Source organism: Haloplanus sp., assembly GCF_028275055.1.
Classification (GTDB): domain Archaea; phylum Halobacteriota; class Halobacteria; order Halobacteriales; family Haloferacaceae; genus Haloplanus.
Map to the genome: position 1 here is coordinate 1 of NZ_JAQCNJ010000017.1, position 15,943 is coordinate 15,943.

At 63.7% G+C, this 15,943-nt stretch carries 15 protein-coding genes and 1 pseudogene; 10 read left to right on the forward strand and 6 right to left on the reverse strand.

Annotation, left to right across the window (positions count from 1 at the left end; genetic code table 11):
• Positions 1 to 228 precede the first annotated feature (228 nt).
• The 7 genes from Q0925_RS02230 to Q0925_RS02260 are packed head-to-tail and all read left to right on the forward strand — an operon-like array spanning position 229 to position 7,659.
• Positions 229 to 1,737, forward strand: a complete 1,509-nt coding sequence (locus Q0925_RS02230) for a FlaD/FlaE family flagellar protein (RefSeq protein WP_299331420.1) — start codon at positions 229 to 231, stop codon at positions 1,735 to 1,737.
• The gene (locus tag Q0925_RS02235; RefSeq protein ID WP_299331452.1) at positions 1,718 to 2,158 is read left to right on the forward strand and encodes a hypothetical protein; all 441 of its coding nucleotides are present in this window, start codon (positions 1,718 to 1,720) and stop codon (positions 2,156 to 2,158) included. The genes Q0925_RS02230 and Q0925_RS02235 overlap by 20 nt, the downstream gene beginning before the upstream one ends.
• Positions 2,158 to 2,604 carry a flagellar protein G gene (locus tag Q0925_RS02240; RefSeq protein ID WP_299331422.1) on the forward strand — a complete coding sequence of 149 codons (447 nt, stop codon included), beginning with the start codon at positions 2,158 to 2,160 and terminating at the stop codon, positions 2,602 to 2,604. Before Q0925_RS02235 ends, Q0925_RS02240 begins: the two co-directional genes overlap by 1 nt.
• Complete coding sequence (locus Q0925_RS02245) at positions 2,601 to 3,359, forward strand: ATPase domain-containing protein (RefSeq protein ID WP_299331424.1); 759 nt, start codon at positions 2,601 to 2,603, stop codon at positions 3,357 to 3,359. Before Q0925_RS02240 ends, Q0925_RS02245 begins: the two co-directional genes overlap by 4 nt.
• Positions 3,359 to 5,032 (forward strand): type II/IV secretion system ATPase subunit, encoded by a 1,674-nt coding sequence (locus Q0925_RS02250; protein ID WP_299331426.1) that lies wholly within the window; start codon positions 3,359 to 3,361, stop codon positions 5,030 to 5,032. The genes Q0925_RS02245 and Q0925_RS02250 overlap by 1 nt, the downstream gene beginning before the upstream one ends.
• Complete coding sequence (gene flaJ, locus Q0925_RS02255; RefSeq protein ID WP_299331428.1) at positions 5,032 to 6,774, forward strand: archaellar assembly protein FlaJ; 1,743 nt, start codon at positions 5,032 to 5,034, stop codon at positions 6,772 to 6,774. The genes Q0925_RS02250 and flaJ overlap by 1 nt, the downstream gene beginning before the upstream one ends.
• A gap of 15 nt (positions 6,775 to 6,789) precedes the next feature.
• A complete protein-coding gene (locus Q0925_RS02260) occupies positions 6,790 to 7,659 on the forward strand; it encodes a CheF family chemotaxis protein (protein WP_299331430.1) in 870 nt (289 codons plus the stop codon).
• On the opposite strand, the gene Q0925_RS02265 is transcribed toward Q0925_RS02260, so the two are convergent.
• From Q0925_RS02265 to cheB, 5 genes are read right to left on the reverse strand one after another with little or no spacing between them, the layout of a single operon-like run.
• Entirely contained in the window at positions 7,660 to 8,526 is an 867-nt protein-coding gene (locus Q0925_RS02265; protein ID WP_299331432.1) for a CheF family chemotaxis protein, read from the reverse strand.
• On the reverse strand, positions 8,527 to 9,762 hold the full coding sequence (locus tag Q0925_RS02270) for a HEAT repeat domain-containing protein (protein ID WP_299331435.1): 1,236 nt from the start codon (positions 9,760 to 9,762) through the stop codon (positions 8,527 to 8,529).
• A 1-nt stretch (position 9,763) separates the two neighbouring features.
• Positions 9,764 to 10,588 carry a CheR family methyltransferase gene (locus tag Q0925_RS02275; protein ID WP_299331438.1) on the reverse strand — a complete coding sequence of 275 codons (825 nt, stop codon included), beginning with the start codon at positions 10,586 to 10,588 and terminating at the stop codon, positions 9,764 to 9,766.
• A 13-nt stretch (positions 10,589 to 10,601) separates the two neighbouring features.
• Positions 10,602 to 12,572 carry a chemotaxis protein CheA gene (gene cheA / locus Q0925_RS02280; protein WP_299331440.1) on the reverse strand — a complete coding sequence of 657 codons (1,971 nt, stop codon included), beginning with the start codon at positions 12,570 to 12,572 and terminating at the stop codon, positions 10,602 to 10,604.
• Positions 12,569 to 13,639 carry a chemotaxis-specific protein-glutamate methyltransferase CheB gene (cheB, locus tag Q0925_RS02285; protein ID WP_299331443.1) on the reverse strand — a complete coding sequence of 357 codons (1,071 nt, stop codon included), beginning with the start codon at positions 13,637 to 13,639 and terminating at the stop codon, positions 12,569 to 12,571. The genes cheA and cheB overlap by 4 nt, the downstream gene beginning before the upstream one ends.
• 249 nt (positions 13,640 to 13,888) lie before the next feature.
• Here cheB and Q0925_RS02290 point away from each other — a divergent pair, with 249 nt between their 5' ends.
• On the forward strand, positions 13,889 to 14,320 hold the full coding sequence (locus Q0925_RS02290; protein WP_299331446.1) for a chemotaxis protein CheW: 432 nt from the start codon (positions 13,889 to 13,891) through the stop codon (positions 14,318 to 14,320).
• A 231-nt stretch (positions 14,321 to 14,551) separates the two neighbouring features.
• On the forward strand, positions 14,552 to 15,151 hold the full coding sequence (locus Q0925_RS02295; RefSeq protein WP_299331448.1) for a HalX domain-containing protein: 600 nt from the start codon (positions 14,552 to 14,554) through the stop codon (positions 15,149 to 15,151).
• 6 nt (positions 15,152 to 15,157) lie between these two features.
• Here Q0925_RS02295 and Q0925_RS02300 read toward each other — a convergent pair whose 3' ends face one another.
• Positions 15,158 to 15,586 carry a universal stress protein gene (locus Q0925_RS02300; RefSeq protein ID WP_299331450.1) on the reverse strand — a complete coding sequence of 143 codons (429 nt, stop codon included), beginning with the start codon at positions 15,584 to 15,586 and terminating at the stop codon, positions 15,158 to 15,160.
• Positions 15,587 to 15,727: 141 nt separating this feature from the next.
• Here Q0925_RS02300 and Q0925_RS02305 point away from each other — a divergent pair.
• Positions 15,728 to 15,943 (forward strand): annotated as a pseudogene (locus tag Q0925_RS02305) (halocyanin domain-containing protein); the annotation flags it as partial.

Below are 15,943 nucleotides of genomic sequence, written 5' to 3' on the forward strand. Positions count from 1 at the left end.
CCTGTTGTCGCGACGGATGTCGGCGGCGGTTCGGGCCGGTCGCTTCGGTTCGACGGGACCACCGGCTCGCTCGTCGTCAAATCCGCCGGAACCGAGCGTCGGCTCTGACAGACGTCCGTCACACACCTATCAAAACTGATACTCGAAGGCAACGATTAAACTTAGTCGGCCGCATCGTTCTTACGACAGAATGGACTCGACGTGTCGTTGGATTACAGGGGGGACCGGATGGAACTACTAGACCGGTTTCTCGGCGACGACGATTCCGAGAGCGATGGCGCCGCCGACGGCGACGACATGTTGTTTGAGGAGGACGGCGCCGACGATTTTGGCGGCGACGACGGGTTCGACGACGGGTTCGACGACGGCCTCGGCTTCGACGACGACGGCGAGGGCGGTGGAGCGGCAACCGCCGAACTCGAAGGTCGGATCGACGAGATGGAAAACGAAGTCGCCAGCCTCTCTTCGACCGTGAGCACCATCCGAAGCGAGAACGAGGAGATCAGCAACACCGTCGAGGACGTCGAGGAAAACGTCCGGAAACTGCTCGACATCTACGAGATGGTCACCCGCGGGGTCAACCCCTTTGTCGACGACGTGCAGGGCGGTGCGGGCGGTGGCCTCGACGGTGGCGGCGGCTCACTCGGGCTGTTCGACGACGACGAGGACGACCCCGACGAGGATCTAGACGACGACATCGCCGGTGCCGAGGCCGAGGAGTTTTTCGACGACGACTTTCTCGACGAGAACGACGCCCCCGACGGCGGTTTCGACGACTCGTTCGACGGAGGAACGATAGACGACGGATCGACGACCACGGACACTATGCCCGATGATTCCGACGACTCCGACGACTCCGGGAAATCGTTTGACGAACTGAAAGACGAATACGAGAGCGGCGACGCCGAATGGGCCGGCGAGGGCGACGCCACTAACGGCGGGTCCACCGGCTTCAGCGAGGGGTCCGATGACGACTTCGGCGGGGCGGATGGCATCGGCGGGGAGGTCGGCGACGACTTCGACGGGGCGGGTGGGTTCGACGAGGGGTCCGATGACGACTTCGGCGGGGCGGATGGCACCGGCGGGGAGGTCGGCGACGACTTCGGTGAGACGGGTGAGTTCGACGAGGGATCGAACGGCGATTTCGGTGGGATGGACGCGTCCGATGACGCGGATATCCCCGACTCGGAGCCAGCCTCCGAGCCGACGGCGGACCCAGAACCGGACCCGGAACCCGAGGCGGAGCCGACCCACATGAACGACACACGGTCGCCTCAGTCGGCCGGCCAGCCGGCACAGGCACAACGACAACGCCCCGAAGACACGGGCGAGGGAGCCGGTGATCTCCAGTTCGCCGCCAACACGATGATGAACGACGGCAAGTCCATGCCGACGAAGCCGTATCTGACGCACCTACCGTCGGGCTACGTCGGCGACCTCCTCATCATGGAGTGGCTCGAATATCTCATCGAGGAGAGCGACGTGAACGACGCCGCCAGGGCGGTTGAGTACTACCGACGTATCCAGTGGCTCGGCGAGGACGCAGCGGACGAACTTCTCGATTTTCTCGTTGGCTTCGGCGAGGTTGACGAGGACGTCACCGGTGCGCCGACCGACCTTTCCATCGATCACCACGTCGCCAGCCTCAGGTACGTGAGTCGGCTCACCGGGTCGACCGCCGACTCGGTCGTATTCGAGTGTTGGAGCGGTGGGGGAGGTGTCCCCTTTGGGCTTTAGTGTCAGCGGGTCGGCGGCGATTATCTTTGTCGGGGTCTTTCTCGCCTTCTCGACGGCCTACACGGCCTCGTCCAACGGTCTTGAACAGATGAACGACGCCCGGTCGGCCGTCGACGACGAGGCGCTCGAACGGCAAAACACCGCTATCAGCATCACGAACGCCACGTACAACGACAGCACCGGTACACTGACCGTTGATGTCGTCAACGAGGGATCGACGGAACTGTCGGTCGGAGTGGTCGACGTGCTGGTTGACAACACCTACCGGACCAACATCTCCGTCCAGGAGGTTGCGGGGGACGCCGAGACGGATCTGTGGCTCCCCGGTGAGCGCCTCCACCTCGAACTATCGGTGCCGAGCCCGCCGAACCGTGTGAAAATCGTCTCCGGTCCCGGTATCGCGGTCACGGAGGTACTCTGATGGCCAGCGTCTCAGCCTCCCACCTGATCCTGTTCATCGCCAGTATGGTTATCGCCGCGGGTGTCGCCGGCACCTTCACCCAAGGCGTCTCGCGGCTCAGCCAGGGAATCGAGGACCAGAGCCTCGAGGTGTCAGAGGAGGTGCGCACGGATATCGAAGTGATCAGCGACGCAGGCAGTCCCGTCTACAACAACTCCTCGAAGGATGTGACGCTGTTGGTAAAAAACACCGGCACCTCGGATATCCCGCCCGACAGTCGGTTCGTCGAGATACTGGTCGACGGTGAGTACCGGACAAACGTCACGCTCACCGTCGTCGACGGCGAGGAGTGGCGACCGAACAACGTCGTCCGTATCGTCGTCTCCGACATCAACCTCTCGCAGGGCGACCACCGGGCGAAGGTCATCGTCAACGGCGACGAGGAGGTGTTTGCCTTCCGCGTATGAGTCAGGCTGGCTCCAACCTGCTTTCCCTCGGACTGGAGGATCACGACCGCCTCAATAAAGAACTCGGCGGTGGGGTCCCGCGGGGAAGCATCATGCTCGCGGAGGGCGACTACGGCGCCGGCAAGAGCGCCCTGTCCCAGCGGCTCACGTACGGGTTCTGCGAGGAGGGGCACTCGGTTACCTTTCTCTCGACCGAACTGACGGTGCGTGGATTTATCGACCAGATGCACTCGTTGTCGTACGGCATGGTTGATCACCTTCTCGACGAGAACGTCCTCTTTCTCCATGCCGACTTCGACACCGGCGGGGCGTTGTCCGACGAGGGAGAGGGCGAGCGCAAGGAACTGCTCAACCGCCTGATGAACGCGGAGGCGATGTGGGAATCGGACGTCATCGTGATCGACACGTTCGATGCCATCCTCCGCAACGACCCCAAGTTTGAGGCGCTCGTCCGGCAGAACGAGGAGCGTCAGGCCGCTTTGGAGATCATCGGCTTCTTCCGTGACATAATCTCACGCGGAAAGGTTGTCATCCTGACAGTCGACCCCTCGACGGTCGATGGGGAGGCAATCGGTCCGTTCCGATCCATTGCAGACGTGTTCCTCGAACTGGAGATGGTCGAGGTCGGCAACGATGTCCGCCGACAGATCGCGGTCAAGCGCTTTGCCGGGATGGGACAACAGGTGGGAGACTCCATCGGCTTCTCCGTCCGCTCCGGGACGGGGATCGTCATCGAGAGTCGGAGCGTTGCATAATGACCGAACTCGGCACCGCAACCCCGTCGGACGAACTCAGGCAACTCGCGGCCTCCCGGCCGCACCTCCAGGACCACCTGAAGAAGTTCAAGCAGATCACGGGCGAGTTCCCACTGCTCATCGACGAACCGACCGACCAGTACGAGACCGACCGTCCGAACGTGCTCTACCCGATCGGTGGCCCGATCTACTGTCACATCTACGGCGATCTCGGGCAGGATATGAAGTATTACGCGATCGAGCCGTCGTTGTCGGGCGAGGAGGAGACGCTCTTTGCAAAGATCAGGGACGAACTTCTCGACCGGAGCGTCAGCAAGGCCGTCCCCGAGGAGGAGTCGGAGTACGACGACCGGATCGAGGAACTCCTCCGCGAGACGACGACCATCGAGCGTGACCGCAACGGGCTGCGGTACTGGATCGACCGCCTGCTTGAGTTTCTCGGCCTCGGCAACTACCGGATCGGCGAACAGACCTACGAGAACATCCGGTACCGACTCAACCGCGACATCGTCGGACTCGGCCCGCTTGAACCCGTCATGCGCGACCCCGCAAACGAGGACGTTCACGTCATCGGTCCCCACCAGTGCTACGTCGATCACGGCACGTACGGGATGATCGAGACCACCGTCGACTTCGGGACCCCCGAGGAGTTCGACTCCTGGATCCGAAGCATGGGCGAACGCATCGGCGATCCGGTCTCGGACTCCAACCCGATCGTTGACTCGACGCTCCCCGATGGCTCCCGTCTCAACGTCATCTACTCCGATGACGTGAGCGTTCAAGGACCGAGTCTCACCATCCGGCAGGGCGACGAGACACCCCTCTCGATCAACCAGATCACCAAGTGGGGAACGCTTTCGCCCGAACTCGTCGCCTACCTCTGGCTGTGTCTGGAGAACGAACAGACGGTGTTCGTCGTCGGCGAGACGGCCTCGGGGAAAACCACGACGCTCAACAGCATCATGTCGTTTATCCCACGTGACTCCAAGATTTACACCGCAGAGGACACCGCAGAGGTGCTTCCGCCACACGATACGTGGCAGCAGCTGCTCACCCGGGAAGGCGGCGGCGAGGAGAACTCAGACGTCGACATGTTCGACCTCGTTTCGGCCGCGCTCCGGTCCCGCCCCGACTACATCATCGTCGGCGAGGTTCGCGGCGAGGAGGGGCGGATGGCGTTTCAGGCCGCACAGACCGGCCATCCCGTTATGCTGACCTTCCACGCCAGCGACATCGTCTCGATGATCCAGCGGTTCACCGGCGAACCGATCAACGTCCCCGAGACGTTCATGGACGTGGCGGACGTGGCGTTGTTCCAGAACCGGGTCAAGCAGGGCGACGACGTGTTGCGTCGGGTGACGAGCGTTCAGGAGGTCGAGGGCTACTCCAAGGAGATGGACGGGGTCGTCACCCGGCAGGTGTTCAGTTGGGACCCCGTCGAGGACGAGATCAATTTTCAAGGAATGAACAACTCCTACGTGCTTGAGGAACAGATCGCGACGCTGCTCGGCTACGCGGACACGCGAGAGATCTACGACGACCTCGACTTCCGAGCGCGACTCATCGAGCGGATGATCGAGGAGAACATCCTGGGGTACCACGAGGTCAACGAGGCGATCAAATCGTTCCAACGCGACGGGGCCGAAGGGCTTCCGTTCGATATCCACAGATAATGGCGTCGGAACCAACCGCAGGCAACGACGGGATCACCCTCTCGGAGACGGCGTCGGCCGTCATCGAGGCCTACGAACGCATGGAGATGCCGATGTCGCGGTACCTCCTTTTGATCGTTCTGCCGTCGGCACTCTTCTTTCTCGGCACGACCACGGTCGCACTCCTCGTCGACCTGCCGTTGTCGGTCGCGCTCCCGGTCCCGTTGCTCGGTTGTCTCGTTCTCGGGGCGGCGGTGGTCTATCCCAAACTCCTCGTCAGCCAGGAACGCGTCGAGATGGAGAACCAGTACCACCTTCTGATGACACACATGACGGTGTTGTCGACGACCAACATCGACCGGATGGAGGTTTTCCGTAAACTCGGCGACGAGGCGGAGTACGGCGCGCTTGCGACGGAGATGAACCGGGTCGTCCAACTCGTCGACACGTGGAACCAGAGCCTCGACGACGCCTGTCGTCGCCGCGCTCGCCGGATCCCGAGCGACCCCCTCGCCGACTTCTTTGAGCGTCTTGCCTACACCGTCAGCGCCGGGCAAGAACTCAGCGAGTTCCTACTCAGCGAACAACAGGTGATGATTCAAAACTACGTGACCATGTATGAAAGCACCCTCGACAACCTCGAGGTCATGAAGGATCTGTACCTGTCGATGGTGCTGTCGATGACGTTCGCACTGGTGTTTGCCATCGTTCTGCCGATCCTGACCGGGACCAATCCCAGCATGACCGTCGGCGCGGTGATCGTGTTGTACGCGTTCGTCCAGACCGGCTTTTTCCTCGTCATCCGAACGATGTCGCCGTACGATCCGATCTGGTACTACCCCGAGGACCTCCGCCCCGACGGTGAGTGGTCGATGATCGCGAGCCTCGCCGTCGGGACGGTCCTTTCGGTCGTCCTCATCGCTCTCGTCGTCGGCGACCTGTTTGGCACCGGACCGGGTCTGACGGATCTCCTCCCGGTCGCGTCGATTCCACGACCGTTCTACGTAGCCATCCCGGTCACGCCACTCGCGATTCCGGGCGTTGTCTTTCGGGTACACGAGGAGCGAATCAAGGCCCGAGACGACGAGTTTCCCAGTCTCATCCGCGCACTCGGTGCCAGCGAGACGGCCAAACAGTCCACGACGACGGAGGTGCTCAAAACGCTCCGGCGGAAGGACTTCGGTCCCCTCACCGACGACGTGAACGACCTGTTCAAACGGTTGAACATGCGCTTGCAGCCCGACCGGGCGTGGGACTACTTCACCGCAAACACCAGATCGTACCTCATCCAGAAGTTCAGCGAGATGTATCTCGTCGGGAGACAGATGGGGGGCGAGCCCAAACAACTCGGCGAGTTGATCAGTGAAAACATGAACCACGTCAACCAGCTTCGCCAGCAACGCCAACAGGCGACGGTGACGATGATCGGTCTGCTCTACGGCATCACCGCCGCCTCCTCGTTCGCCTTCTTTATCGGCTTCAAGATCGTCGACATCCTCGCCGGGATGTCACTCGATCTTTCGACCGGCTCGCAGTTCGACGCCGGGCAACTCATCCACACACAGGTGTACGATCTCCCGTTCATCCAGTTTCTCCTCCTCGGCGTGGTGATGATCAACGCCGTGTTGTCGTCGCTGATCATCCGAACGGTTGATGGCGGTCATAAGGCGAACGCGCTTCTCCATTTCGTGACGCTGATTTGGATCGGCTGTGTGGTCGCCGTGCTGACCATGAGCGTTGTCGGAGGGTTGTTGGATGTGTAGAACGGAGGGGGTCGCGTGAGCGAACGCGTCATCGCCGACTTTGTCGGCCGGTTCTACCTGACCGACATGAACTCGGCCGATCCGGTCCGCGGTCGGATCATCCTCAGCCCGAAACGCCTCGTGCTGGCCGGTGAGGACCGTAAGGTGACCGTTCCAACCGACTCGATGTTTGACGTGGCAATCGGGAACGTCCCCCCGGAGATGCGGGAGTTTTTCAACAATTCACTGACCGTCGCGTACGAGGACGACGGTCACCGTCGAATGGCCATCGTCGAGGCCGACTCGGACACCATCGACAAGTTCGCCACCGTTCTCTTCCGGGCCCACCTCAACGGCCGGACGGTGTTGGTCAAACACCCGGCTCGCCGTGGCGGGCGCGTCGTCGACCCCGACACAAAGGAGGCGCAACTCGGCGTCGACGACCGCACGCTCTCGCTTTCGGGGTCAAACGGAAGCTTCAGCATCGATCTGGCGACGGTGACCAACTTCGAAAAGGAGACTCGGGCGCTCCGTGGCTCGTCCCGGCCCTCGTTATCGGTTCGACACGTCCCCGAAGCCACCGCGCTCGTCACCATCATTGCGCTCCCCTCCGAGCGCATGCTGAACCTGCTGGGACGCTACCTCTGTCTGGAGTACAGCGACCTCGTCGAGTCGCTCTCCGACGTCCCGTTGTCGGACGAGGAGGTACAGGTGTTGATCGCCATCTACTCCGCGGGCGACGGCGTCGACCCCCTCGACGTGGTCGCGGTCGACGCCAGCCGAACGACGATGATCCTGAACGGTCTCGCCGAAAAGAACCTCGTTGCCGACACCGACGAGGGAACGGTGTTGACGCCGAAGGGCCGGATCGTGGTCAACAGCCGGCTTGAGGAGGTCAACGACTAGTTACTGGTCGTTCATCGCTTCGCTGGCGATGTTGCGGCCACGGGCGTTGAGCGCAACCTCGCGTCTGGTTCGGATCTCTTCGATCACGTCGAGTTCGATCAGACGGTCGAACACCTCCTCCACGTCGTCGACGTCCATCCCGAGAAAGTCGGGGATCTCGAACGGTGACACGCCGGAGTACAGCGCCATCAGCACCTCGTTCTGTCGTTCGGTCAGGTCGACGCCGATCTCGCTCCGACTCTCGCCTTCCCGGAGGAGGGTTTCGAGGATCGAACACCGGCGAACGGTGCCGGAGATGTATGTCTGGACGCTCGTCTCCTCCTCGCTGTGTTCGACCTCGAGAACCCGTCGCTCCTCGTCTTTCACTGTCCGTTCCTTGGCCGACATCGAGCCGATGTCGTCGAGGTCGATCTCGACAAACGAACCGTCCGCGATTGCGAGGGCGACCACCCCCTTCTCGATCTTGATTCGGGCTTTCTCCCACTCGGCGTCGGTGACGACACCCCCCTCAACGGCAGGGTGGCGGGCGAGAACGACCGCTCGATCGAGCAACGCCCGGTAGAGCATCCGCTCGAACGACTCGGGATCATCGGCCGAGACGAGGATCACGTCGTCGGTCGAGAGTTGGAGGCTGACGTAGCCCGACACCTTCGCGACGAGTTGATTTACGTCGGTCCGCCCGTCGAGACTCGACACGGTGTCGAGCGGGATCGTCCGCTTCCCGTTGCCGCTGGCGAGGATCAATCGCTTGTTCGAGAGCAGGATTCGGCCGCCGGTCCACTCCGCGTCGCTCAGTTCGCGGCCGTTCTTAACGACCTGTGTGAACTTCCCCCGCGTGTCGACGATCTTTCGCTCGCCCTCACCCATCTAGCGTCTCCCTCCGAGCTTCGACAGCGCCGAGAAGGCCTGCTTACGGACCGTGTCGTCGTCCGTTCGCTCCAGCAGCTCCTCCAATCGGTCCCGGGCACGGTCGCCGCCAACCTTGCCGAGAACGAACACCGCCTTCGAGCGGACTTCCTCGGCGCGCTCCGACTCCTCCAACAGATCGAGGAGCCGATCCTCGACAGCCCCGTTGTCACCGGCACCGCCCTCGGAACCGAGTTCGGCCAAACTCGTTGCGGCAAACTGCGCCGTCGTTCCGTCGGCGGCGTCCAAGGCGTCGACGAGCGCCTCGACCACGTCGTCGCGGCCGGCGTCGTCCGTCACCCGTCCCAGCAGCCACGCCGCGTTGCGCCGCTCGCGTGCCTGATTGCTTTCGGTGAGCAGTTCGGTCAGTGGGTCGACGACACTCCGGTCGGCCGACCCCAGCCGATCGACGACCGTCTCCCGGATGCGGTGGCTCCCCTCTGTCGGGGCGTTCGCGAGCAACTCGATGATCGAAAAGACCGTCGCGCGCCGGACAGTCCCGCTGTCGTCGTCGAGCGCCTCGATCAGCGGGTCGATCGCCGCGGTTCCTCGGTACCCGCCGAGCGCCGTGATCGCCGCGTACCGCACCTCCTCGCGCCGGTCGTCGGCGGCCCCGAGCAGCGGTTCGAGCGCCCTCTCCGTGCCGATGGCCGCTAGCGCGGCGGCGGCCTCGCGACGAACCCGTCCGGTTGGGTCGGTGAGACGGTCGGCGAGTGCATCGACCGCTCGCTCGTCGCCGATGGCACCGCAGGCCCGGGCCGCCCGTTCCCGGACCCGAGGATTCGGATCGTCGAGCGCCTCGATCAGCGCGGGCAGTGCACTCGCGTCGCCGACCCGTCGCAACGCGTTGGCGGCCGCCATCCGGAGTTCGTCACGGTCGGCCGACACCGTTTGGGCGAACGCCTCGGCGCGTCGCCAGTCGGCCCCGTCGGGGTCGACGCCAGCCATCTCGGCGACGAGACGCTCGATGGCGTCCGGACCGATGTCGTCCAGGGCGTCGATGGCGGCCGTCCGGACGCGTTCGTCGTCGTCCGTCCGGGCCGTTCGGATCAGCGACTCGACCGCCCGTGGCTCGTTGTCGACCACGTCGCCCAGAATCTCGGCGGTCCGCTTCCGAATCGAGGGCGAGTCGCTGCGCGTCAGGTGGTCAAGCAGGGAGTCGACGTCGCCGTTCTTTTCGAGCTGGTAGAGTGACATGTTATTCCAGTTGGTACACGCGGCGCCGTTTGTCGACCGTCTCGACCCCCGACCGGCTCGCCCGCGGAAGCGTCTCCGTCATCCCGATAACGAGGTAGCCGCCCTTGCGGAGCGACGACAGGACCGTCTCGACGACGGCGCGTTTCGACTCCGTGTTGATGTAAATAAGGAGGTTCCGACACAGAACGAGGTCGATACCCCGCTTTGGCTCGTCCGCGATCAGGTCGTGCTGTTCGAACTCGACAAGGCTTTTCACCTCGTCGCGGACGCTGAACGTGTCTCCGTCGCGGTCCACGTACTTCTCGGCGTCGTCGAGCGGTTCGAGTTCGGCCGCCACGTCCCTGGTTTTGGTGGTTTCGTAGACGCCTCTGCGGGCCCGCTCGAGCACATCGGCGTTGATATCGGTGCCGAGGATCCGTAGCCGGCGTGCGGTGATCTCGTCGTCGTCGAGCGCGAGCATCGCAAGCGAGTACGGCTCCCGACCGTCCGAACAGGGGGCGCTCCACACCGTCGCCTCCCCCCGGTCGGCGGTCACCTCGCGTAGCACCTCCCGGATCGGCTCCCACGCCTCGGGGTTACGGTAGAAGCTCGTGACGTTGATGCTCAGCGAGTCGAGCAACGCCGTGGGCTCCTCCGGATCGGCGCGCACGACGTCGAGATACGCCTCGTAATCGTCAACACCCTGCCGTCGCATCCGTGCCGAGATGCGACGGTCGAGATACGACTCGTTGTAGTACGACGACTCGAAGTCGAGTTCGCGCTCGAGGTGGGCGAGCAGTCGCTGAAACGACTCGTTCTCGCTTGGATCGGTCGGGTTCGAACTCATCGGTGGCTCCCGGTCACAACGTCACCACGTCGAGGATGGGGACGACGTTTCCGTCGCCGAGCACGGCCGTGCCACTGAGGCCCGGAATGCCGCTGAGCGCGCCTTCGAGGGGCTTGACGACGACCTCCTCCTGTTTGCGCACGGCGTCACAGCGGAGGGCTGCTCGTCGTTCGGACTTCCTGATTCGGAGCACCATTCCGTCGCCGTTTGCCGTCTCGCCCGGCACCGCCAACTCGTCGGCCAGATCGACGATTGGGTAGATGTCTCCTTCGTGTTCGATCATTGGCTGTCCGTTGATCGTCTTTGTCCCGGCCAACTGACTCACCTCGTCGATGTTCTTGATCGGGACACCGTACTCCTCATCACCCACCTCGACGAACAACACCTTGACGATGGCGACCGTGACGGGGAGTTGAAGCGTCACCGTCGTCCCCTCGCCGCTCCCGCTCTCGACGTTCACCGAGCCGTCGAGCTGTTTGACCGTGCTGTGAACGACGTCCATCCCGACGCCCCGTCCGCTCACGTCCGTCACCTCATCGGCGGTGGAGAAGCCCGGATGGAAGATCAGGTCGTACACCTCCGAGTCCTCCATCGAGTCGAGTTCAGCGGGGGTGCGAACCTCCTTCTCCCGGGCTTTCTCCCTGAGTTCGTCCACGTCGAGCCCCCGGCCATCGTCCTCGACGGTGATGGTAACGTGGTCGCGTTCTCGGCTGGCGCGGAGTTCGATCGTTCCCTCTCGGGATTTGCCCGCCGCCTCGCGCTCCTCGGGCGATTCGATGCCGTGGTCGACCGCGTTCCGGAGGATATGCATCAGCGGGTCACTGATCTCGGTGAGGATCGTCCGATCGAGTTCGATGTCCTCGCCCTCCATCTCGAAGTCGATCTCCTTTTTCTGTTCGCGGGCGAGGTCACGAACCAACCGCGGGAACTTGCTGATCACCTTCCGCATTGGGATCAGCCGCATGTCCATCACCGTGTTCTGGAGGCTGCCGGTGATCTTGTCGAGTTCTCCGAGCGTGTCGTTCGCACTCCCCACGTCACCGTCGTCGGCGGCTCGTCGGAGCTTGATCCGGCTGGTGACGAGTTGCTCGACCAGTCCGTGCAGGTCGTCGAGTTGGTCCACATCGACCCGGACGGAGCTGATCTCGCGGGCGGAACTCCCGTTCGTCCCGCCCGCACCTCCGCCGGGTTGCTCGTCGTCGTCGGTCGCGGGGACCGCTCCGTCTTCGTCCGATGTCGCCTCGTCGGTCGTGTCGGGGTCGGCCTCGGTCGCGTCGGCATCGGCATCGGTACCGGCCTGTGTGAGCGACGCCTCCTCGATGGCGGACACCCGGTCGAGCGTCGACCGCAGTTCATCGGCGGTCGTCGAGGCAGCGACCAGTTCGAACCCATCGTCGTAGTCGCCGTTCTCGATGGCCGACGGGTCAGGCGTCGACGACACCAGGTCACACTCCTCGCGGACGGCTTCCAGAACGAGCATTCCGTCGACGCCGCGCATCTCCGAGTCGCCGACCTCGACCGCCACCTCGAAGGTGTCGACCTGATCGCCGCCACTCGATGTCGTTGCGTTGTCCGTGTCTGTGTCCGTGTCGTCACCGCCGGTCGCACCGTTCCCGATAACGGCTCGAATATCCGCCTCGAGATCCTCCGTCGCCACCTCGACGGTGCCGTTCTCGTCGACGGATTCGACCGCGGCTTCGAGCCGATCGACCCCCGCGAACACCAGATCCATCACCTCCGGCGTCACGGCCATCGCGCCCTCGCGGAGTTCGTCGAGAAGGTCCTCGATAGCGTGTGCGAGGTCGCTGGCGTCGCCGTAGCCCATCGCCCCGAAGTTTCCTTTCAGCGTGTGAGCTGTCCGGAAGATGTCGTCCATCGCCGCTTGGTCGTCCGGATCTGACTCCAGTGCGAGCAGCGAGTTGTTGAGATCGGTTAACTGTTCTTCGCTCTCGTGGACGAACGCTTGGACGTACTCCTCGGTCATGGATTGGCCTCCGGTCGGGTCGCTTCGAGGATACCCTCGGGCACCTCGTCGGCGGGTAAGATATCGTCGACACAGCCTCGTTCGATCGCTCGCTTCGGCATTCCGAACACCGCCGACGATGCCTCGTCCTGGACAACGACGTGTCCGCCGGCCTCGTTGATCGCCTCGACGCCGGCGGCTCCGTCGGCCCCCATCCCGGTGAGGACGACCCCGACCAAGGGCTCGTCGACGGCATCGACGGCGGACCGCATCGTCACGTCGGCTGCGGGCCGGACCCCGTGTTCCGGCGGATCCTCTGTGAGTTTGATCCGGAGTCGCCCGCCGCCGGCACCGGCGATCCGAAGATGTTTGCCGCCCGGCGCGACCAACACGTCACCGCCGCCGATACGGTCGCCGTCGGTCGCCTCCTGGACGTCGTACTCCGTGGCGGCGTCGAGGCGGTCGGCGAAGCGACCGGTGAAGGCGTCCGGCATGTGTTGCACGATGATGACTCTGAGGTCGGCGGCCCGTGGGAGCGATGCGACGATCCGTTCGACCACCGTTGGCCCGCCGGTCGAGGAGGCGATCACCACGGTCGCACCCTCCTGACACCCGGGGTCGTCGGACCGGCCGACCGCCGTAGTCGATGTCGGGGATCCGGTCGAGTTTCGACCACCGCTCACGTCGGCGGAGGCGACGGCGTTCACCTTGCGGACGAGTTGGTCCGCCTGACCGGACATCTGTGTGCTCACCTCGCCGCCGGGTTTCGTAAAGAAGTCGACCGCTCCCGCCTCCAACGCCTCGAACGTCACATCGGCCCCGTCGGCCGTGTGAGCGCTCAGCATCAGGATCGGCGTCGGACAGTCGTTCATGATCCGCTCGACGGCCTCCAATCCGCCGACGTCGGGCATCTGGAGATCCATCGTCACCACGTCCGGACGGATCTCACGGACCGTGGCCACGGCTTCCGCCCCGTCGGCGGCGGTGTCGACGACCTCAACACCGCCTTTCTCGAGGATATCGGACAGCATCGTCCGCATGAAATGCGAGTCGTCGACAACGACCGCCTGCGCCGGCGAGCCGCTCATCTGTGGGGAACCCCTCCATCTGTCCGTCGGGCTGGCTCATCGGACGGGACCTGTCCGCCGAGTCCGGGGGGATCTCGTCGATTCATTCGATACCGCTTCGTTCCCGTAGAACGGAAATAAATACACCGGCATGGTTATCAACAACAATAACCCGGCCAGTACGTTTAATGGACGTTTGGCCCATGGGTGAGACATGGTGCAAGGCAACGGGGTCGAAACAAAGCGACAAGGAGCGGTGGGGGCAAAAGGATGAGTGAGGCGGCGACACGGACCGTCCAACTCCTGGAATTCGGACTGGGCTCGGAGACGTACTGCGTGGATATCGCCCATGTCGCCGAAATCGTCGACGTGAGCGATCTGACCGTCGTCCCGAACTCGGCAGCCCACGTCGAGGGCGTGATGGACCTGCGCGGTAAGACGACGACCATCGTCGACCCGAAGGTCGTGTTCGGCATCGACGAGGAGGGCGGCCGCAAGCGAATCGTGGTCTTCGACCCCGACCGGACGACCGACGGCAAATCCATCGGTTGGATCGTCGACGAGGTGGAACAGGTCGTCGACGTGGACTCGGGGGACGTGGAGTCGTCGCCCGTCGACGACGACGACGAGGCCGTCCGCGGCGTGATCAAACGCGACGACGACTTCACCATCTGGGTCCGCCCCACGGTCGTCGATGTGTGATCCGTTCGGCCGCCCCTCGATATCACAGACAATAATTCGGCCGACACGTATATTACTACCCGGTCGTACCACCGGACCGAGACACGACGAGTCGGTGGATGCTCCCCACACCTTCGGATCGGTCGGTGCCGAGGCGGCCGCGGCCCGCGGTGAACGCAGACTCGGACCGCCGCCGTGTCACCGGCGGTCACCGGGCCAATCGATCGATCCGCGACGCCCACCCCCACGATAATGACCACGACGCTCTCCGATCCGACGGTACTCATCGTTGATGACGAGGAATCGTTGGCAGACCTGTACGCCTACTGGGTCGATTCCGTCGCCGAGGCCCGGGTGGCGTACAACGGTGACGACGCCCTGACACGACTGGACGGGACGGTCGATGTGTTGCTGCTTGACAGACGGATGCCAGGTATGTCGGGCGACGAGGTCGTTGAGGCGGTGAGCGACCGCGACCACGATGTCCGGGTAGTAATGGTGACCGCGATCGATCCGGGCTTCGACATCGTCGAGATGGAAATCGACGACTATCTCGTCAAACCCGTTGCGCGCCCACAACTCGTCGACACCGTCGAACGGATGCTCGTCAGAACCTCCTACAACGACCAACTCCAGCGGAAGTTCCAACTCGTTGAAAAGAAAGTGACTCTCGAAGCGGCCAAGTCGCCACACGAACTCGACGAGAGCGACGAGTACACCCGACTGGTCACCGAACTCGACGCTCTCGAACGCGAACTCGACTCGGCCGTCGAATCGTTCGACGACACCGATTTCACCGTCGCGTTCCGGGAACTCCCCGGCGGTGGCACGGTCGACTCGACCGAGCGGTGAGTCGATTCAGCGGACGACCGTCACGGGGACCGGCGACCGGCGTACGACCGTCTCGGCGACACTTCCGAGCAGCACTCGGCTGACGCCCTCTCGGCCGTGGCTACCGATGACGATGTTGTCGACATCGTTCTCGTCCGCCCAGTCGACGATGGCACGGGACGGCACCCCGACGACCGTCTCCCGGTGTACCGTTACCCCGTGTTTCTCCGCACGGGCCTCCGCCTCGTCCAACACCCGTTCGGTCCGTTCCTCGGCGCGTTGTTGGAGGCGGTCGAGCGTACTCGGTGCGGCGTTGACGGCACCGTGCCCGATGTCCGTCGGGTCGACGACGGAGAGTATCGTAATCTCCGCGTCGGGGTACTCCTCGAACGTGAAGGTGAGCGCGGCGTCAGCGGGGTCCGAGCCGTCGACCGGAACCAGCAGTCGTTCGATCATACGACCGACTCCGTGCGACGCCACCGTAAGCGTGGGGGATGGTTCTCGGACCGGAGGACCCATTCACGTCCCGTCTGGCCGCTTGCCCGTGGGGTCGCCGAGGATAGTCAGGTTTTCGTAGGACGGCCTGTATCCTCGGGTATGGGAAGCCACCGTTCCGTCTCGCGACGCGGATTTTTGACCGCCGTCGTGGGCACAGCGGCGACGGCCACCGCCGCCGGCTCCGCGACGGCGCAGGCGTCGTTCGACGGCTGGATGAGCGACGTGGGCAACTACAGTGAGGTTGCCGACGCGACCGGCCAGGACGAGGTAACCATCTCGGTCGGTTCCCAAGGCAACGGCGGAAACTTCGGGTTC